This is a genomic window from Acidovorax sp. GBBC 1281 (assembly GCF_028473645.1).
GTDB lineage: Bacteria > Pseudomonadota > Gammaproteobacteria > Burkholderiales > Burkholderiaceae_C > Paracidovorax.
Map to the genome: position 1 here is coordinate 976,423 of NZ_CP097269.1, position 17,397 is coordinate 993,819.

The following is a 17,397-nucleotide window of genomic DNA, read 5'->3' on the forward strand; positions in this document are numbered from 1 at the left end:
TTACTGGGGGCTGAGCTTTTCCGGGGGCGCGGTGTACTCGGACGGCGTGGGCACCGGCCGCGGGATGGCGCGCTGCTCGGGCAGGAGCGGTGCGAGCGGCGCGGTGCGGGTCGGCGCCTGCGGCACCACCGGGGCGGCGGGCAGGGGTGGCAGCACGGGGGCGTCCGAGACGCTGCGCATCACGGTGCTGGGCGCGGGCTGGGTGGTCTGCTGCAGCGCGCGGATGGCTTCGTAGCGGTCGGTCATCACCGCGTCGCTGGTGGCCGCGTCGCGGATCACGAGCGGGCGCAGGAACACCATCAGGTTGGTCTTCTTGCGCGAGCGGTTCTCGTTGCGGAACAGGCCGCCCACCAGGGGCAGGTCGCCCATCACCGGCACCTTGTCCTGGCCGAGCGCGTAGCGGTCTTCCAGCAGGCCGCCCAGCACGATCACGCTGCCGTCGTTCACCAGCACGGTGGATTCGATCGACCGCTTGCTGGTCGTGGGTCCGTTGGCGGAGGTGAGCGTGGCCGAGTCCACCTGCGAGACTTCCTGGTAAAGCGTGAGCTTGACCTGGCCGTTCTCGTTGATCTGCGGGCGCACGCGCAGCATCAGGCCCACGTCCTTGCGCTCGACGGTGGTGAATGGGTTGACGGTGCTGCTGCCGGTGCTGTTGGCGTAGGATCCGGTCACGAACGGCACGTTGTTGCCGATGATGATCTGGGCCTCTTCGTTGTCCAGCGTCATCAGGTTCGGGGTGGAGAGCACGTTGGCATCGCCCGTGTTCTCCAGGAAGTTCGCCAGCGCGCCCAGGTAGTAGTTGCCGTTGATGCGCGGCGCGACGGCTACGTTCAGGCCGTTGCCCAGGCTGCTGCCGCTGGAGGTGAGCGCCGAGGCGATGCTCGTCGAGTTGCCGCTGGCCGCCGCCAGGGCGAGGTTGATGATGTTGGAGCCGCCGCCCTGCGTGGAGTTGGTGCCGATCACGCCCACCGTGCCGCTGCCCGTGTTGCCCACCACGCTCTGCCACTGGATGCCGAATTCGGCCACCTTGTTGGCGGCGACTTCGACGATCAGGCTTTCCACCAGCACCTGGGCACGCCGGCCGTCGAGCTGGTCGATCACCGCGCGCAACTGCCGGTACTGCGGCTCGGGCGCCGAGATGATGAGCGAGTTGGTCGTCGGGTCGGCCTGGATCTGCCCGCCGGTGGAGGGCTGGTTGCTGTTGGATGAGTTGCCCACGCTGCTGGCGTTGCTGCCCAGCCCGCCGCCGCTGCTGCTCCCGCCGAACGTGGAGTTGTTGTTCATGGAGCTGCTGCCCCCGGTCTGCGACATGCCGCCCGTCAGCCCGGTCGAGCCCAGGCCTGAGCCGGTGGGCGCGCTGGAGGTGGTGCCCGAGCCCGAAGACCCGCTGCCCGTGGCCGCCGACAGCGCCGCGCGCAGCGTGGCCGCAAGCTTGGTGGCGTCGGCGTTCTTGAGGTACACCACATGGATGTTGCCGCCCGCGGCGCTGCTGCCGGGCGTGGCGGGCTGGTCGAGCTTTTGCACCAGCGACCGCACGAGCGCCAGGCGCGCCGGGTTGGCCGCGCGCAGGATGAGCGAGTTGCTGCGCGGCTCGGCCAGCAGCGTGGTGCGGAACGACGTGTCCGACTGCCCCTGGGCCACGGCCGGCACGGCCCCGGCGGCGGTGCCGCTGCCCTCCAGCAGGCGCGACACCAGCGGTGCCAGTTCGGTGGCCAGCGCGTTCTGCAGCGGGATCACCTCCACGTCGCTGGCGTTGGAGACATCCATGGCCGCCACGATGCGCGCCAGGCGCTGCAGGTTGTCGGCGTAGTCGGTGATCACCAGCGAGTTGTTGCCGGGGTTCACGTTGATCGTGTTGTTGGGGCTGATGAGCGGGCGCAGCACCGGCACCAGGTTGGCCGCGTTCTCGAAGTTGAGCTTGAAGATCTGCGTGACGATCTGCCCGCCGCCGCGCGTGCCGCCGAGGCCGCTTTCCGACACGTTCACGCTGCCGGCCTGCAGCTTGGCATCGGCCTCGGGCACGACCTTGTACAGGCCCGCGGCCTCCACCACCGTGAAGCCCTGCAGCCGCAGCGCGGCCAGGAACTGCTGGAAGGCGGCGGCGGGCGTCACCGCGCGTTCGGTCACCAGGGTGAGCTGGCCCTTCACGCGCGGGTCCACCACCACGTTGCGGCCGGTGATGGTGGCCATGGTGCGTGCCACGGCCTCGATCTCGGCGTTGGCGAAGTTCAGCGTGACCGGCTCGCCAGCGCGCACGCTGCTGGTGCCGGTGCCCACGGCCGTCTGGGCCTGGAGCGTGCCGCCCGCGCAGGCCAGCAGGGCCCCTGCGGCCAAAGCGTGGAGTGCGAACCGCAGGCGTTGCGAAGTCAAGGAAGTCATAGGGTCAACCCACGGTGATGATGGAGCGCGCGCCGGTGCGCCGCCCGATGATATTGAGGAGATTGGCCAGCGCGCCCTCGCGCTCGGGCGCCGCGGTGGCCTCGCCGGTGAAGCGCAGGCGCTGGCCCACCCACTGGCCGTTGCCGGACAGGCGCAGCGCGCCGTCGAGCGTGGACAGCGCCAGGGTGGGCGCCTGCCCGCCCTGCAGCACCAGCCGGTAGCTGCCCATGGGGCGCAGCGTGGACAGGCGCGAGGACATGTCCAGCGCATCGACCTGCGCCTGCCCGTCCACCACGAGGCGGCCGGCGGACCAGTCGAACGAAAGGCTCTGCGTGCCCAGGGCCAGCTGGCCCTGCGGCTGCAGCGTGTTCCAGGGCGTGCCCAGGCCGGCCAGCACGGCGGCCGGCCACTGGCTGCGGCCGTCGGCCACGGTCATGCGGGCGCCGCCCCAGTGCGGGCGTACCCGCAGCTGCACCGGCTGGGGCGTGCAGCAATCGGCCCGCAGTTCGGCGCGGGCGCCGTCCCACGCCGGGCGCAGGCGCCACTGCAGGCGGCCGGGCAGGGCGGCCTGGTCCTGGCTGCCGCGGCCGCCGGTGAGGACCATCTGGGCCGAGCCGGTCCACACCGTGCCGCGCGCCTGTGCCAGCCGCACCTGCCCGCCGCTGGCCTGCTCCACGGCGCTGGCCAGCCACTGCGCGGGTGCGAAGACCAGCAGTGCCGGCAACGCGCCCAGCAGCACGCCGGCCAGCGCCCAGCCGCGCGGCGAGCGCGGCACGGCGGAGCCGGCGAACGGAGGGCGGGGGGCGGTGCTGCGGGACACGGTGGCGTTCAAGAAGGGGGCTCGGGGAAGGGGGGCGAGAGGAGGGATGGCAAGGACCAGCGGATCAGCCCGGCGGCAGGGCCAGCACCAGCGTGCCGTCCCAGCGCGGCATGTCGGGCGCCGCAGGCTGGTTGGACAGGGCCGCGGGCGGCTTGCCGGCCGGCGTGGGGCCGACCACGGCCGTGCTGCTGCGCGCCAGGCGCGCCTCGATGGGCACGGTGCGGGCATTGCTGCGCGCCTGCGAAAGCCACAGGGCCAGCGCATCGGCGGGCGCCCCTTTGAGCGTGACAGTGGCGCGGTCGCCCAGCACCGCCATCTGCGCGGTGGTGCCCAGGCGCTGTGTGAGCGAGCTGCGCAGCACCTGGGCGGTGTCGCCCAGCGGCGCACGCGGCGCGCTCTGCAGCTGCAGGGCCTCTGACTGCAGCGACTGCATGTGCTGCAGCTGCGCATCCAGTTCGGCATGGCGGGCGGGCGCGCTGCGCAGGGTCTGCAGTGCGGGCGCGACCACCACCCACCACAGCAGCGCGGCGGCGACCAGGCCGCCGGCGGCCAGCACCAGCGATTGCTCGCGCGGGGCCAGGGCCTTCCAGCGCGCCTTGAGGGGCGCGACGGCGCTGGAGGGCGAAGAGGGCGCGGCGGGTGCGGGGCGCTTCATGGCTGGCCTCCGGTGCGCAGCAGCCACTGGCCGTCCTGCATGCGGGAGTAATACCCGGCGGCGGACAGCCGCTGGTTGGCGCTGGCCAGTGCCTCGGCGGGCAGTTCGAGCCCGCGCAGGCGCAGGTCGCCCGCGCTGTAGTCGAGCGCGGTGGGCAACTGGCCCGGCGGCAGCGCGGCGCCCGCGGCGGCCAGCATGGGTTCGAGGTCGCGTGGCGAGACGCTGCCGGCGGCCTGGCGCAACTGGGCGAGTTCGCGCTCCATCTGCACGGGCGCATCGACCACCACCTTCACCTGGGGAAAGGTCTGCGTGAGCGCGGCGCGCACGCCGGCCTGCTTGGCCTCCAGCGCCTGGCGTTCCTGCCAGGCCCAGGCATTGAGGCCCACGAGCTGCGTGGCCACCAGCAGCCCGAGGGCCCAGCGCGCGGCGCGCCATTGCGGGGCGCGCGCGAAGGTGCCGAGCGTGGTGCCGGCCTTGCGCAGCGCACGGGTTCGGCCGCTGCTGGCCAGGTCGAACTGCGCCAGGTCCCAGTCGCCGCGGGCGGCGTCCAGGGCGCGCTGGCTGGCGGTGTAGAGCGCGGCGGGGCGGCCCAGCATCTGCTCGGCCAGCGCGGCCACGGCGGGTTCGGCGCGCACGGGGGGGGGCTGTTCCCCTGCATCCGCACCGGCCATCGCACCCGTGAGCTGCAGGGCCATGGGGGACAGCGGCAGCACCGCCACGGCCTGGTCGGGCCCCTGCGCGGTGGCCACCAGATGGGCGTCTTCGGGCGTGCCCAGGGCGAAGTGGTCGGGCGCTCCGCTGGCGGTGGGGCCGGGCGCGAACTCGGGCACCACCCGCTGCACCGGGCGGCCGGCCGCTTCCAGGGCCTGCAGCGCGGCGCGCAGCCAGGCCCGGTCGCACACCGCGACCCAGGCGGGCGCGCCGGGGCGGGCCCCGGGCTCCAGCGCGAAATGCAGCGCGGCGGGATCGTCCAGCAGGCGCTCTTCGAGCAGCCCTTCGAGCACGGCGCGCAGGCGCGGCGCCTGCGTGCCGGCACCGGGCGGCAGGGTGACGCGCTGCCACGACAGGGCGCGTGCCGGCACCACGGCCACCACCTCGCCGGCGCGGCCCGGGTCGGGCAGCAGCGCGGCGGGCGCGTTCGCGTGTCGTGTGGCGGTGTGGCCGTCGGTGGTCAGCGTGTAGCCGTACTCGGTGGCCGTCCCCGGGTGGCCCGGGGGCAAGGAAAGGATGAGGGTGCTCATGGATGGGTTTCGCGGGCCATTTTAGGGGCGTGGCATGACGGATCGCGCGGCCGGGGTCAGCGGGTGGCCGTGGCGGCGTCGTTGCGCGCGAAGACCCCGCGTTCGCGCCACAGCGTGCGGGCTTCGCGGCCGGCCTTGTAGACCAGGGAGCGTTCCTGCACCACGGTGCTTCCCAGCCGCAGCCGGCCGAGCACTTCGTAGTACGACGAGGAGACGGTGTGCGTGGTGGTGTCCATCCGCGCCGAGCCGCTCAGCAGCTTGCGCGCGTCTTCCTCGTTGCGAAAGTGCCGGGCCTCGCGCGCCTGCACCAGCTGCTGCGCGCCGGCCATGTCCAGCCCCTCGATACTGGCCTGCAGCACCTGGGCGCTGGCCGTGTTCAGGTTCACCCGCGTGCTGCGCGGCAGCACGGTGGCGTAGGGCTCCAGCGCCGCGATGGTGGCGGCGTCCACGCCCAGCCAGGACAGCTGCGACAGGGTGCGCGGCATCAGGGGCGCGTTGCCCGCATCGCCGCCCGTGGCCTTGGCCTGGCGCAACCCGTCGGCCAGCAGGTTCAGCTGCTGGCGCGGCAGGCCGAGCTGCTCGAAAAGGCGGGTGAACTGGCGCAGGGGGATCTCCTGCACCGCGTTGCCGTCCACCAGGTTGAAGAGGTTCAGGCGCGACTGCAGGTCGATGATCCGGCCGGACAGGAAGGCATCGGCCGTGTCGGTGCTCGCATCCTCGGGCTGGCTCACGTTGCGGTCCGCCGCGAGGAAGGTGGACAGGCGCGCTTCTTCCAGCGGCACGGCCCAGGGCTCGGCCAGGTGGTCGGTGCCGTCGCTATCGCGCGCGGCGGCGTCCTCGCGCAGGATGAGCCGCGACCAGTCGAGCGCGCCGGCCAGGATCCAGGCCGACTGCGCCCGCGCGCGCTCGGCGGTCTCCACCTCGACCGCGCGCCACTGCTGCCACATGGCCGCGGCCGCGAACGTGGCCACCAGCGTCACCGTGAGCATGGCGGCCAGCAGCGCCGCGCCGCGTGCGGCGGGGCGGCGGGGCGGCGTGCGGCGGGCGCGGGTCATGTCTTGCCTCCGCCGTTCACCGGGTTGACCCAGTCGCGGGTGAGCGTGCCCGCCAGCGCGCGGCCGGGCGGCAGCGTCAACTGCAGGCGCACGCCTTCGGGGATGTTGGTGGCCGCCGTCGGGCCCTGCGATTGCGGCAGGTTGGCGGTCGTCTCGCTGCTGGACAGGGCGTTGTACCAGGCCCCGTCGCGGTAGTAGTAGATCTGCCAGTTCACCAGCGGCATGAGCACGGTCTCGGTGCGCCGCTCGGCCTCGCCCGGCGTGCGGGCCCATTGCGCTGCGCGCTGCCAGGCCTCGCGCCATTGCGCCCGCGTGCGCACCGGCGGCGACTGCCAGCGCAGCCACTGGTCGATGCCGTTCACGTTGCGCCGGGTCCAGGCCACGACCACCGGGCCTTCGTCGGGCTCGGCGCTGCTGCGGCGCGTCATGCGCAGCACCTGGCCGTCCCAGTCGAGCGGCTCGGTCTGGTCGATGGCCTGCAGCGCATCCAGGTCGGTGCCCCACTGGGCGAGCGCCGCCTGGATGATGAGCAGGCCGTCGGCCCGCTCCCGTGTCTGCTCCTGCGCGCGCACCATGCCGTCGAGCCCGCGCCAGCTCATGATCGCCAGGAGGGCCATGATGACGATGGCCACGAGCAGCTCGATCAGCGTGAAGCCGCGCGAAAGCCGGTTCGGGCGGCGCATGTCAGTACCTCCCCACGATGGTGGACAGGCGCAGCACGGAGTTCTGCCCGTCGGACACCTGGGCATCGACCCGGCGGAACTGCGGGTTGGGCGTGGGCCGCACGACCAGCGTGACGTCGTAGCGGCGCCCGGCCTGCTCGCAGGCCAGCGTGCTGTCGCCGATGGCCGGCATCTGGCGCGACAGGCGCACCTTCACGAGTTCGTTCTCGGCGCACAGGTGGGCGAGCAGCACGTCGGTCTGTCGCGCGGCATTGCGCGTGAGGGCCGACGTGGCCTGCAGCCCGGCCATGAGCGCGATCGCCACGATGGCCAGCGCCACCATCACCTCGACCAGCGTGAAGCCGCGCTCGCGCGGCCGGCGCGGCCCGCCGGGGCGGCCGGTCATGGCGCGGGCTCCACGGCGAAGGGCCGCAGCCCGTCGGTGACCACGCGCACCGCGCGCCCCGGGTGGCCCTGGTTGGCCAGCACGACCTGCTGCGGGCCGATGAGCGGCTCCGGCCCGAGCTGCAGCAGGCCCGGCCCCAGCACCTGCGTGCCAGGGTCCAGCCAGGCGCCGGCCGACGGATTGCCCGGCAGCCCTTCGAAGCGAAAGCCGCCCGCGAACGCGCGCCAGCGCACCGTGGCGCCGGACGCCCGGGATTGTGCGCGTGCCGCCTCCAGCAGCGCCGAGAGCCGCTCGCCCTCGCGGTCCAGCAGCGTCTGGCCGTTGTCGCGCAGCGCAAAGCCCACACCGGCCGTGGCCAGCGCGATGATCGAAACCACCACCAGCAGCTCGAACAGGGTGAAACCCCGGGCGCGGCGGAAAGGGTGCGGGGTCACGGGATATCGATCGCCACAGGGGCGGGGGCCGGCGCGTTCATGCGAGCGGCAGCCCGAGGCCGCAGCCCCGTGGCGCGGCCGTCACTGCCAGCTGCCGATGTCCGCATCCTTACCCTCGCCGCCGGACTGGCCATCGGCCCCGAACGACATCACATCGACCTCGCCCTTGATGCCGGGGCTGAGGTACTGGTAGGGGCGGCCCCAGGGGTCGTTGGGCAGCTTTTCGAGGTAGGGGCGCCAGTTGCCGGGCGCGGGGCCCGAGGTGGGCTTGGCGATGAGCGCCTGCAGGCCCTGTTCGGCAGTGGGGTAGCGCTGGTTGTCCAGCCGGTACAGCTTGAGGGCCTGCACGATGTTGGTGATGTCGGTGCGCGCCGCCGTGCTGCGGGCATCGTCGGCGCGGTCGAGCACGTTGGGCACGATCAGCGCGGCGAGTACGCCGATGATCACCAGCACCACCATCAGTTCGATCAGGGTGAAACCGGCCGCCAGGCGGCGGCGTGCGGTGCGGGCAAGGGAGAAAGCGTGTGAATTCACTGAGGGGCGACTCGGATAGGGCAGATGCGGTCAATCATAATCGTGCGATGGTGACAAACACATACGGCAGGTGGGGCGTGCGCCTGGGCACGATGGCCCTGTGGGCATTGGCGGGCGCCAGCGTGGTCTATTGGGGCCTGCGCCTCTCTGCCCGGCCGGCCGGCCCGGGCGTGGCGGCGGCAGCGCCCGCGCCCCTGGCCCCCGATGCCCAGGCCCTGGCGCGGCTGCTCGGGGCAGGGCCCGCCGCGCTGACCGCGCCGGCGGTGCGCGAACCCAGCCGGTTCGCGCTGGTGGGCGTGCTGGCGGGCACGTCCAGCGGCGGCGGCGCGGCCTTGATCGCCGTGGACAACCAGCCGGCCAAGCCGTTTCGCGTCGGGGCCACGGTGGCCGAAGGACTGGTGCTCCAGGCCCTGGGCCGCCGCCAGGCGCGGCTGGGGCCGTCGCACGACGGTGCGGCCACGGTCACGCTGGAAATTCCGGACAAGCGGTAGCGGTTCGGGGGCCGCACGCGGGGTGTGCGGCACAAAGAAAGACACCTGTTTCAGGTGGTGCGAAAGCCGCTGTCTCCGAAGCGTTCAGTGCGTTGACGCGTCCAGCGGAACCGTGGTCCATTCCCCGTAGCCCGGTGCGGCCACCGGCCATTCGTCGGCCCGCGGCAGGCGCCCGGGCCGGGCCTGCAGCCACTGCACGCAGCGCGCCACCCCCGCGTGGGTGATCCACAGCACATCGCCATCCCGGTCGTGGGACAACTGGCGTGCCTCGGACAGTGCCGCATCCACGCGCAGCAGCATCGCGGCCAGGCTGTCGCCGCCGCTGGCGCGGGGCGCACCGAAATCCGCCGTCCATGCATCGATGTCGGCCCGGGCAATGGTTTCCCAGGCGCGGCCTTCCCAGGTGCCGAAATCCATCTCGGCGAGGCGGGCGTCGGGCTCGCTGGCCGAATCGGCCTTCAGCGCCATCAGGGCCTGCGCAAGCTGCTCACATCTTCGTAGCGGCGAGTGGCGCATGTCTGCGAGCGTGCCGGGCAGCGCGCGGGCCAGTCGGCGGGCGGCATCGGCCGTCGCGGCAGGGTCGGCGGGCACGTCGAGCGCGCCGTAGCACACGCCCGGCGCCACGAGCGGCAGCGCATGCCGCACCAGCCACAGGCGCCGCTGCGTCACCGCAGGCCAGGCCCCAGCGCGATGGCGGTGGCCAGGTAGATGGCGATTTCGCCGATCTGCTGCGTGGCCCCCAGGCAATCGCCCGTGAAGCCGCCCAGCCGCCGCGCGAACCAGCGGCGCATGCACAGCGCGGCCAGGGCGCTGGCCGCGAGGCACGCTATCCATACAGCAATGCCCAGCGCATATCCCATCAGCGCCAGAGGCCCGATCGACCACAAAAGCGCGGTGGCCAGCGAGCGCCCGCTGATCTGGTCCGCCAGCGGCTTGCTCTTGGAGGTGGCCGTGTCGCCCACATGGGCCAGGGTGCGCACCAGCACCAGGGGCCAAAAGCGCGACAGCACATGCGCTGCGGCCAGCGCCGGCAACACCACGCCCAGGCCACCGGCGCCCAAGAGCGCCAGCAAGGCCAGCTTGGCGGCCAGCGCCAGCACCAGTGCCATGGCCCCGAAGGCGCCGATGCGCGAATCCTTCATGATCTCCAGCGCCCGCTCGCGCTGCAGGCTGCCGCCCAGGCCATCGGCCACGTCGGCCAGGCCGTCTTCGTGGAACCCCCCCGTGACCAGCACGGTGGCCACGGTGCTGAACACCGCGCACACCCAGGGCGCCGCGGGCTGGGGTCCCAGCGCCCACGCGAGCGCGGCATGCACCGCCACCGCGACCGCCGCCACCAGCCAGCCCACGCCCGGCAGGTGTCCGGCGCTGGCGCGCAGCAGGGCCGGGCTGTAGCCCACCCAGGCCGCGGTCCGGCCGGTGACGGGAATCCGGGTGAAGAACTGCACGGCCAGCAGATAGTGGCGAAGCGCCTGCATGCTGTTTGCTATCAAATAAATAGCTATATGCCCTAGTACTAATTGTGCTGGAGGCCGTTTTGGCGCAAAGCCTTCGGACTAGGCGCGCCCGGCCTGCAGGAACAGCTGGTAGGCCGGGTTCAGCGTTTCTTCCACATAGGGATAGCCCAGTGTGGCCAGGAAAGCGTCGAACGCCGCCGCATCGCCCGGCGGTACCTGCATGCCCACCAGAATGCGCCCGTAGTCGGCGCCTTGGTTGCGGTAGTGGAACAGGCTGATGTTCCAGCTCGGCTGCATCAGGCTCAGGAACTTGAACAGCGCCCCCGGCCGCTCGGGGAAGACGAAGCGCAGCAGCCGCTCCTCCTGCGCGAGCGCCGAGCGGCCACCCACCAGGTGGCGCAGGTGCTCCTTGGCCAGTTCGTCGTGCGTGAGGTCGAGCGCCTCGAACCCGTGGCGCTGGAAGTTGCGGGCGATCTTCTCCGACTCGCCCTTGCCGTGCGTGGTCAGGCCCACGAACACATGGGCGCGTGCGGCGTCGCTGATGCGGTAGTTGAACTCGGTCACGTTGCGCGGGCCGCCGGGCAGTTCCCCCACCACCTCGCAGAACCGCTTGAAGCTGCCGCGTTCCTCGGGAATGGTGACCGCCAGCAGGGCCTCGCGTTCCTCGCCCACCTCGGCGCGCTCGGCCACGAAGCGCAGGCGGTCGAAATTCATGTTGGCGCCGCACAGGATGGCCGCGTAGGTCTCGCCCCGCGTCTTGTGCGTATCGACGTATTGCTTGATGGCCGCCACGGCCAGGGCGCCAGCCGGCTCCACGATGCTGCGCGTGTCCACGAAGATGTCCTTGATCGCGGCGCACACGGCGTCGGTGTCCACGGTCATGAACTCGTCCACCAGGCCCTGGGCCACGCGGAAGGTCTCCTCGCCCACCAGCTTGACGGCCGTGCCGTCGGAGAACAGGCCCACGTCGGCCAGCGTGACGCGGCTGCCCGACGCCACGGACTGCGCCATGGCGTCGGAATCGTTCATCTGCACGCCGATCACGCGGATCTCGGGGCGCACCGCCTTGATGTAATTGGCCACGCCGCTCACCAGCCCGCCGCCGCCGATGGCGACGAACACCGCATCGAGCCGGTTGCTGCCCAGGCTCTGCAACTGGCGCAGGATTTCCATGGCGATGGTGCCCTGGCCGGCGATCACGTCGGGATCGTCGAAGGGGTGCACGAAGGTCAGGCCCTGGGCTGCCTGCAACTGGGCCGCGTGCTCGTAGGCGTCGGAGTAGCTGTCGCCGTGCAGCACGACCTCGCCGCCCAGCGTGCGGACGGCATCCACCTTGAGCTGCGGCGTGGTCGTCGGCATGACGACGACGGCGCGGGTCCCCAGCTTGTGTGCGCTCATCGCCACGCCCTGCGCATGGTTGCCAGCCGAGGCGCAGATCACGCCCTTTTGCAACTGCTCGGGCGACAGATGCGCCATCTTGTTATAGGCGCCCCGTAGCTTGAAGCTGAACACCGGCTGCTGGTCCTCGCGCTTGAGCAGCACCTGGTTGTGGAGCCGGCGGCTCAGCGCCTTGGCGGGTTCCAGGGCCGATTCGACCGCCACGTCGTAGACGCGGGCCGTGAGGATCTTCTTCAGGTAGTCCAGGGGCGTGAGGTGCTGGGTCATGTCGTGCGGATCGTTGCCGCGCCGGTCGCGGGCAGGGCCGCCATCATAGGCGGTGGCCCGACGCTGCTGCCGTCGTGCGCTGGGCAAAAAAAACGGCCCCGGACTGTGAAGTCCGGGGCCGAATCCATCCTTTGAGGAGATGGAGGAGACAATCGGTGCGAACAAACCGTTTGGGCTTGCTGTCCACCCTTTCGGGCAACGCATGGTGAGAAGTGTAGCCCAAACCATGCTGCGTTGCAGCAAAATTGACGGACCATCTGGGGATGGAAATGCCGTTTCGCTTTTTTTGATGGAGAAAAACAACATGGAATGCACAGTCACCTGGACGGGCGCCGCGGGTACCCGGTCCGGTATGGGATTCATCGCCGAAACCGGCAGCGGCCATGTCCTGGCCATGGACGGCGCGCCCGATGCCGCCAACCCCGCCAACGGAGGGCAGAACCTGGCGCCGCGCCCCATGGAGACAGTCCTGGCCGGCACGGGGGGATGCACGGCCTACGACGTCGTGCTGATTCTCAAGCGCGGCCGGCACGACGTGCGCGGCTGCAGCGTCAAGCTCACCTCCGAACGCGCGCCGGTCGATCCCAAGGTGTTCACCCGCATCCACATGCAGTTCACCGTAACGGGCAAGGCGCTGCCTGCGGCGGCGGTCGAGCGTGCGATCGCCATGAGCCACGAAAAATACTGTTCTGCCAGCATCATGCTGGGCAAGATGGCAGAGATCACCACGGGCTTCGACATCGTCGAGGGGTGATCGGCCTGGCGGCGCGCTGACGGCCGCCGCCGCTCCGAAGGCGTTTGCTCAGATGCGGTGCGCCACCGTGGTCATGCACTTGGCGGCAGCCTTCATCAGCAGGCGCACGGGGGCCGGCAACACTTGGCCGCCCGCCGCCAGGGCACCGCTCGCGTGCCGCTCTTCATCGCTCTTCATGCGTGCCACGACCGAGCGGGACGCCAGGTCCTGTGCCGGCAAGCGCTCCAGATGGCTTTGCAGGTGCTGCGCCACCTGCCGCTCGGTTTCCACAACGAACCCCAGGCTCACCCGGTCGCTGACCTGGGCCGCGGTCCAGCCGATGGCGAACGCCCCGGCGAACCAGAGCGGATTGAGCAGGCTGGGCCGGTCGCCCAGGGCGTCGAGCCGCTCGCGCGTCCAGGCGAGGTGATCCGTTTCCTCCCGCGCCGCCTCCAGCAGGTGGGCGCGCAGGTTCGCATCGCGCGTCACGGCGGCCTGGCCGGTGTAGAGTGCCTGGGCACATACTTCGCCCACGTGGTTCACCCGCATGAGCGCGCCCGCCAGGCGTTTTTCCGCCGGCGAGAGATTGCCTTCAGAATGGGCGCGTGCCGGTGAGGGCTCCCCGGCTCGGGGCTTGGCGAAGAGGGTGCGCAGTGCGGTATCGACCGCTGTCAGAAGTGGATCCATGGAAAAATCGGGTGGAGTTCGAAAGCGCTACAGAATTTTCGAATGGATACAAAAATGCGAGCATCCTTTGCCCGCTGGGCGCCGCGATAAGTCAGTTCCGTGACGCCCTAAGGGTTGTTGCAACACAGCAACGATTTGGGCCTTTCGGTGCAATTGTGAGGGAATTCCTTTGCGAAACGGACGTGGCTCTGTTGCAATAAGGACAACTTCCCCACCAGGAGGTTGGCCCGGGGATCCGGCGGACTGCGCTTGTGCATCTCAGCCCCCCGAACCGGCGCCCTCGTTTAACCTTGGAGTAACTCGCAATGAAAAAATCCCTGATTGCCCTGGCTGTGCTGGCTGCTTCCGGCGCTGCAATGGCTCAATCTTCCGTCACGATGTTCGGTATCGTTGATGCAGGCGTTGGCCGCATCTCCGCCGACAATTCCGTGACCGGCGTGTACAACAGCGGCAATGCAACCAGCCGTCTGGGTTTCCGCGGCGTTGAAGACCTCGGTGGCGGTCTGAAGGCTGGTTTCTGGCTCGAAGGCGCTATCCAGAACGACACCGGCACCGGTGCTGGCGGTGGCGCTACGGGTCCTGGCTTCGAATTCAAGCGCCGTTCCACGGTGAGCCTGATGGGCAACTTCGGTGAAGTTCGTCTGGGTCGTGAACTGACGGCTGGCTACGACAAGCCCAGCTCGTATGACCCGTTCGGTCAAGTTGGCGTTGCTAACTTCCTGGGCTTCGGCATCGCTGGCCAACCTTTCCGTATCGGCAACGGCGTGAGCTACCGCACCCCTGGCAACCTGGGTGGCTTCTTCGGTACCGTGCACTACGCTTTCGGCGAAACGCCTTCCAACGCTGCCTACGACAAGGCTGGCAACTACCTCGGCCTGGCCGGTGGCTACGAAAACGGTCCTCTGAGCGTGACCCTGGCAGCTGACAAGCTGCGCGGCGCTACGGCTCCCCAAGACGTGACCACGTACTCCATCGCTGGTTCGTACGACCTGGGCGTCGTGAAGCCAATCTTCATCTGGCACCAAGAAAAGAACAACGCTGCTGTGCAAACGAAGTACAGCACGTACCTGATCGGCCTGACCGCTCCTGTCGGTCCTGGCACGGTGAAGGCTTCGTTCGCGAACCTGGACCTGAAGAACAGCAGCGCCGATTCCCGCGTGCTGGCTCTGGGCTACGTGTATGACCTGTCCAAGCGCACCGCTGTGTACGGCACGATCGCTCACATGCAAAACAAGGGCGGCGCAACGCGCGTTCTGGCCAGCAACGGCCTGACCGGCGCTACCGCTCTGCCTGGCGAGAACGTCAACGGCTACCAAGTTGGTATCCGTCACTCCTTCTAATAGAGCGCTGACGTAAGTCAGCGGTTCTTAAGAAGAAAAAAGCCGCCGACCTTCGGGTCGGCGGCTTTTTGCATTGGTGTCCCCCGTGTCGCGTATGTAACAAAAAACTAGGGAAAACGCCTGTGGGTATGCTGCCATACGGTCTGTTCTGCAAAAACCGGGATTTCTAAAATGAATTTCCCTTATTCCAAGCAGAAAGAGACAACACATGCGTACTTCGTTTGTGACAAAAACCATCGCTGCCGCGGCGCTGGGTGTGGCCTCGCCATTGCTTTTCGCCCAGGCCAATACCAGTAGCGTGCAGCTGTACGGTATTGTGGATATGGCATATCGCCACACGAACAACGAAGGTCCGGCCGGCAGTCCCGGGGGCTCGCTGAACCAGATGGTGGGCGGCGGCATGTCGCAAAGCCGTTGGGGCATCAATGTGACCGAGGACCTGGGCGGTGGCCTGAAGGCCTTGGTCAATCTGGAAAACCGATTCGGGGCAGACACGGGAACCCCGGCGACGCCCTATTTCCAGCAGTCCTGGGTGGGCGTGCAGGGAGGCTTCGGACGGCTGACCATGGGCCGCCAGTACAACATCCTGTTCGACTTGGTCACGAGCACCTACGCCTCCTATCCCTATTCCCCCTACATGGACGTGTACAAGCCGGAAATCGGCTTCGCACTGGGCGCGCGGGCCGACAACATGCTCAAGTACATGGTCGAGGTCGGTCCATGGCGGGGCGCATTGCAGTATTCGTTCGATGAGAAGAGCCCCACCGGCGGCAAGACGGCCGGGGGCTATCTGCGCTATGCATCGGGCGGCCTGGCCGCTGGCCTGGGTTACCAGAACTACGAGTTCGCCTCGGGCAAGAAGGTCGATGCCTGGACGGTCGGTGGTTCCTACCGCATGGGCGATTGGTACTTCAATGCGGGCTACGGGCAGAACAAGGTGGATGACGGTCTCACGGCGGTCGACCGGGCCGTGCTGGGCGCCATGTGGCAGGGCACGATCAACGGCGGCTTCGGCGGGCCGGCGTTCCTGGCTGCCAACAAGCGCACCATCTACAAAGTCGGTGCGGGTTATCAGATCGCGCCCCAGTTGAACATCGGCGCGCACTACTTCCGTGCCGACCAGAAGGGCAACACGGCGGCCGCCAAGGGCAAGGCAGATTTCTTCACGATGGCCTTCGACTACGCGTTCTCCAAGCGCACGGACGCGTACCTCGAACTCGACCACACCAAGCTCAAGGGTGACCAGATCAGCCTGAGCAACGCGGCGGGCCAGGTCAATGGCGCCAAGAGCCGCACGGGCTACACGATCGGCCTGCGCCACCGCTTCTGACGGGCCCTGGCCGCGCCCCGAGGCGCGGCCGATCATCGATGCGAACACCAGCCTCTTCGAAAGGGGCTGTCTGCACTGAGTGCACACGAAGGGCCGGGTGATCCGCCAGCGCCGATCCGCGCAGGGCGGGGACTGGCACCTTCCTTGCATGGGTTTCCCGCTCATGCCAGATCCTGGGCCGGCCAGACCCCGGCTTCCAGCGACCTTCCGCATTCCTCACAAAGGAAGCGGCATGTTCCACGCTTTATCCAAGAGGGTTCCATGAGGGAGCCTCTCACAACCCCATGTTTGACGAATCCGAATAGGGAGGAGTGGGCGCCAGTAGCCGTTTGAGCGTGATGAGGCCCAGCAACGGTCTGCGCCTGGGTGCATGAGGGGCCTTGCAGGCCCGGTGGCTCAGGCTTTCACCGTTTGCAGGCGCACTTGTGCCTTGCCAGTGGCGGGCTTGAAGAAAGCATCCACGCCCCGATGCAGGAACCAGGCCAGTCGCTTCATGTTGTAGCAGGCGGCCATCATCGTCATCCCCACCGTGGCGCGCGCCTGTCCGATGGTGCGCACGAACTTGCCCCCCAGGTGGCGGATACCGGCGAACACGTGCTCCACCTTGGCTCGTTTCTTTGCGATGCGCTGGTTGCGCCCCTTCTGGCATTCGCTCTGTGGTCGGCCCGCCTGCGCACGGCGCTGCATCGCATCCACGAATCCCAGCACTTTCAGCATCTGGCACCTTTGGCGGCTCGGGTAGGCTTTGTCCGCATGCACTGCCCGCCCGGTGTTGTGCATGTCCAGCACCTCATCGAAGTGGTGCCCGTCGTGCTCGCTGGCCGTGCCCGTGGCGAGGCGGCGGATGAAGCCGTGCTTGAGGTCCACGCTCACGCTGAGCTTGTAGCCGAAGTGGCTTTTGCCGTGCTTCTTCGTGTGCGTGGCCTCCACATCCTTTTGCCTGCGTCGCGCTTGGCTCCAGTCCGGCTGCCCGCCTTGTGCCAGCGTTCGCCGCTCCTGCTGGCCGATGTGCTGTCGGGGCGCGGGCACCAGCGTGGCATCAATGGCTTGCCCGCCCCGGGCGATGTAGCCGTGGCGCTGCAGTTGGGCATCCACCCCCTGGAACAAGGCCGTTGCCCCGCCCACGCCAAGGCGCTCGCCAAAGCGCCAGATCGTGTTGCGGTCCGGCACGTTCATCGCATCCTGCAACAGGCAAAACCGCTGGTAGCTCCCCCGGTCCAGCAACTGATACTCCATCTGCTCATCGGACAGGTTGTACAGCCGCTTCAACACCAGGATGCGCACCATCACCTCGGTGGGGTAGGCGGGCCGACCGCCCCGGCGGCCACCCCCGCGTTCGATCAAGGCATCCACCAGCCGGGCCAGTTCTGCGAAGTCGATGTGCCGCGCGATCACCTGCAGCGGATCGCCCACCTCATCTCTCTTGTGTTGGCGCGAGGCCTCAGCGAACAGGTCGAACTTCAGGGCGCTACGGGGAGTGATCATGGCAAAGGATGGAGCACGCATTC

The 17,397-nt window shown here is 69.4% G+C and carries 18 protein-coding genes; 4 read left to right on the forward strand and 14 right to left on the reverse strand.

Annotation, left to right across the window (positions count from 1 at the left end; translation table 11 throughout):
* From gspD to gspG, 9 genes are all read right to left on the reverse strand, one after another.
* On the reverse strand, positions 1–2,379 hold the full coding sequence (gspD, locus tag M5C96_RS04420) for a type II secretion system secretin GspD (RefSeq protein WP_272567435.1): 2,379 nt from the start codon (positions 2,377–2,379) through the stop codon (positions 1–3).
* 4 nt (positions 2,380–2,383) lie between these two features.
* Positions 2,384–3,199 (reverse strand): type II secretion system protein N, encoded by an 816-nt coding sequence (gene gspN, locus M5C96_RS04425; protein ID WP_272567437.1) that lies wholly within the window; start codon positions 3,197–3,199, stop codon positions 2,384–2,386.
* Between the two features lie 64 nt (positions 3,200–3,263).
* Positions 3,264–3,854, reverse strand: coding sequence for a type II secretion system protein GspM (gene gspM, locus M5C96_RS04430; RefSeq protein WP_272567438.1), 591 nt, complete (start codon positions 3,852–3,854; stop codon positions 3,264–3,266).
* Positions 3,851–5,095 (reverse strand): type II secretion system protein GspL, encoded by a 1,245-nt coding sequence (gene gspL / locus M5C96_RS04435; protein WP_272567441.1) that lies wholly within the window; start codon positions 5,093–5,095, stop codon positions 3,851–3,853. The genes gspM and gspL overlap by 4 nt, the downstream gene beginning before the upstream one ends.
* Positions 5,096–5,151: 56 nt before the next feature.
* Positions 5,152–6,150: a type II secretion system minor pseudopilin GspK gene (gspK, locus tag M5C96_RS04440; protein WP_272567442.1), complete on the reverse strand. Its 999-nt coding sequence runs from the start codon at positions 6,148–6,150 to the stop codon at positions 5,152–5,154.
* Complete coding sequence (locus M5C96_RS04445; protein WP_272567443.1) at positions 6,147–6,833, reverse strand: PulJ/GspJ family protein; 687 nt, start codon at positions 6,831–6,833, stop codon at positions 6,147–6,149. The genes gspK and M5C96_RS04445 overlap by 4 nt, the downstream gene beginning before the upstream one ends.
* A gap of 1 nt (position 6,834) precedes the next feature.
* A complete protein-coding gene (gene gspI, locus M5C96_RS04450; protein ID WP_272567444.1) occupies positions 6,835–7,218 on the reverse strand; it encodes a type II secretion system minor pseudopilin GspI in 384 nt (127 codons plus the stop codon).
* Positions 7,215–7,652 (reverse strand): pilus assembly FimT family protein, encoded by a 438-nt coding sequence (locus M5C96_RS04455; RefSeq protein WP_272567445.1) that lies wholly within the window; start codon positions 7,650–7,652, stop codon positions 7,215–7,217. The genes gspI and M5C96_RS04455 overlap by 4 nt, the downstream gene beginning before the upstream one ends.
* Before the next feature lie 81 nt (positions 7,653–7,733).
* Complete coding sequence (gspG, locus tag M5C96_RS04460; protein ID WP_272569606.1) at positions 7,734–8,111, reverse strand: type II secretion system major pseudopilin GspG; 378 nt, start codon at positions 8,109–8,111, stop codon at positions 7,734–7,736.
* 122 nt (positions 8,112–8,233) lie between these two features.
* Between gspG and M5C96_RS04465 the strand changes: the two genes are divergently transcribed.
* Complete coding sequence (locus tag M5C96_RS04465; RefSeq protein ID WP_272567446.1) at positions 8,234–8,677, forward strand: general secretion pathway protein C; 444 nt, start codon at positions 8,234–8,236, stop codon at positions 8,675–8,677.
* Positions 8,678–8,761: 84 nt separating this feature from the next.
* On the opposite strand, the gene M5C96_RS04470 is transcribed toward M5C96_RS04465, so the two are convergent.
* The 3 genes from M5C96_RS04470 to ilvA form a co-directional block, all read right to left on the reverse strand.
* Complete coding sequence (locus M5C96_RS04470; RefSeq protein ID WP_272567447.1) at positions 8,762–9,346, reverse strand: histidine phosphatase family protein; 585 nt, start codon at positions 9,344–9,346, stop codon at positions 8,762–8,764.
* Complete coding sequence (gene cobS, locus M5C96_RS04475; protein ID WP_272567448.1) at positions 9,343–10,155, reverse strand: adenosylcobinamide-GDP ribazoletransferase; 813 nt, start codon at positions 10,153–10,155, stop codon at positions 9,343–9,345. The genes M5C96_RS04470 and cobS overlap by 4 nt, the downstream gene beginning before the upstream one ends.
* Before the next feature lie 78 nt (positions 10,156–10,233).
* A complete protein-coding gene (gene ilvA / locus M5C96_RS04480) occupies positions 10,234–11,799 on the reverse strand; it encodes a threonine ammonia-lyase, biosynthetic (protein ID WP_272567449.1) in 1,566 nt (521 codons plus the stop codon).
* Between the two features lie 304 nt (positions 11,800–12,103).
* Between ilvA and M5C96_RS04485 the strand changes: the two genes are divergently transcribed.
* Positions 12,104–12,553 (forward strand): OsmC family protein, encoded by a 450-nt coding sequence (locus tag M5C96_RS04485; protein ID WP_272567452.1) that lies wholly within the window; start codon positions 12,104–12,106, stop codon positions 12,551–12,553.
* A gap of 48 nt (positions 12,554–12,601) precedes the next feature.
* On the opposite strand, the gene coq7 is transcribed toward M5C96_RS04485, so the two are convergent.
* Positions 12,602–13,219: a 2-polyprenyl-3-methyl-6-methoxy-1,4-benzoquinone monooxygenase gene (coq7, locus tag M5C96_RS04490; RefSeq protein ID WP_272567453.1), complete on the reverse strand. Its 618-nt coding sequence runs from the start codon at positions 13,217–13,219 to the stop codon at positions 12,602–12,604.
* A gap of 305 nt (positions 13,220–13,524) precedes the next feature.
* On the opposite strand from coq7, the gene M5C96_RS04495 reads away from it, so the two are divergent.
* Together M5C96_RS04495 and M5C96_RS04500 are read left to right on the forward strand one after the other, a co-directional pair.
* Complete coding sequence (locus M5C96_RS04495) at positions 13,525–14,559, forward strand: porin (RefSeq protein WP_272567454.1); 1,035 nt, start codon at positions 13,525–13,527, stop codon at positions 14,557–14,559.
* A 208-nt stretch (positions 14,560–14,767) separates the two neighbouring features.
* A complete protein-coding gene (locus M5C96_RS04500; RefSeq protein WP_272567455.1) occupies positions 14,768–15,889 on the forward strand; it encodes a porin in 1,122 nt (373 codons plus the stop codon).
* A 396-nt stretch (positions 15,890–16,285) separates the two neighbouring features.
* Here the strand turns inward: M5C96_RS04500 and M5C96_RS04505 are convergent, their stop codons facing one another.
* Positions 16,286–17,371: an IS5 family transposase gene (locus tag M5C96_RS04505; RefSeq protein ID WP_272569564.1), complete on the reverse strand. Its 1,086-nt coding sequence runs from the start codon at positions 17,369–17,371 to the stop codon at positions 16,286–16,288.
* Between the last annotated feature and the right edge of the window lie 26 nt (positions 17,372–17,397).

Excerpts from the sequence above, each read along its gene's own strand:
- gspD (WP_272567435.1), bottom strand. The coding sequence starts at position 2,379 with ATGACTTCCTTGACTTCGCAACGCCTGCGGTTCGCACTCCACGCTTTG.
- gspM (WP_272567438.1), bottom strand. The coding sequence starts at position 3,854 with ATGAAGCGCCCCGCACCCGCCGCGCCCTCTTCGCCCTCCAGCGCCGTC.
- gspL (WP_272567441.1), bottom strand. The coding sequence starts at position 5,095 with ATGAGCACCCTCATCCTTTCCTTGCCCCCGGGCCACCCGGGGACGGCC.
- gspK (WP_272567442.1), bottom strand. The coding sequence starts at position 6,150 with ATGACCCGCGCCCGCCGCACGCCGCCCCGCCGCCCCGCCGCACGCGGC.
- M5C96_RS04445 (WP_272567443.1), bottom strand. The coding sequence starts at position 6,833 with ATGCGCCGCCCGAACCGGCTTTCGCGCGGCTTCACGCTGATCGAGCTG.
- gspI (WP_272567444.1), bottom strand. The coding sequence starts at position 7,218 with ATGACCGGCCGCCCCGGCGGGCCGCGCCGGCCGCGCGAGCGCGGCTTC.
- gspG (WP_272569606.1), bottom strand. The coding sequence starts at position 8,111 with ATGGTGGTGCTGGTGATCATCGGCGTACTCGCCGCGCTGATCGTGCCC.
- M5C96_RS04465 (WP_272567446.1), top strand. The coding sequence starts at position 8,234 with ATGGTGACAAACACATACGGCAGGTGGGGCGTGCGCCTGGGCACGATG.
- cobS (WP_272567448.1), bottom strand. The coding sequence starts at position 10,155 with ATGCAGGCGCTTCGCCACTATCTGCTGGCCGTGCAGTTCTTCACCCGG.
- ilvA (WP_272567449.1), bottom strand. The coding sequence starts at position 11,799 with ATGACCCAGCACCTCACGCCCCTGGACTACCTGAAGAAGATCCTCACG.
- M5C96_RS04485 (WP_272567452.1), top strand. The coding sequence starts at position 12,104 with ATGGAATGCACAGTCACCTGGACGGGCGCCGCGGGTACCCGGTCCGGT.
- coq7 (WP_272567453.1), bottom strand. The coding sequence starts at position 13,219 with ATGGATCCACTTCTGACAGCGGTCGATACCGCACTGCGCACCCTCTTC.
- M5C96_RS04495 (WP_272567454.1), top strand. The coding sequence starts at position 13,525 with ATGAAAAAATCCCTGATTGCCCTGGCTGTGCTGGCTGCTTCCGGCGCT.
- M5C96_RS04500 (WP_272567455.1), top strand. The coding sequence starts at position 14,768 with ATGCGTACTTCGTTTGTGACAAAAACCATCGCTGCCGCGGCGCTGGGT.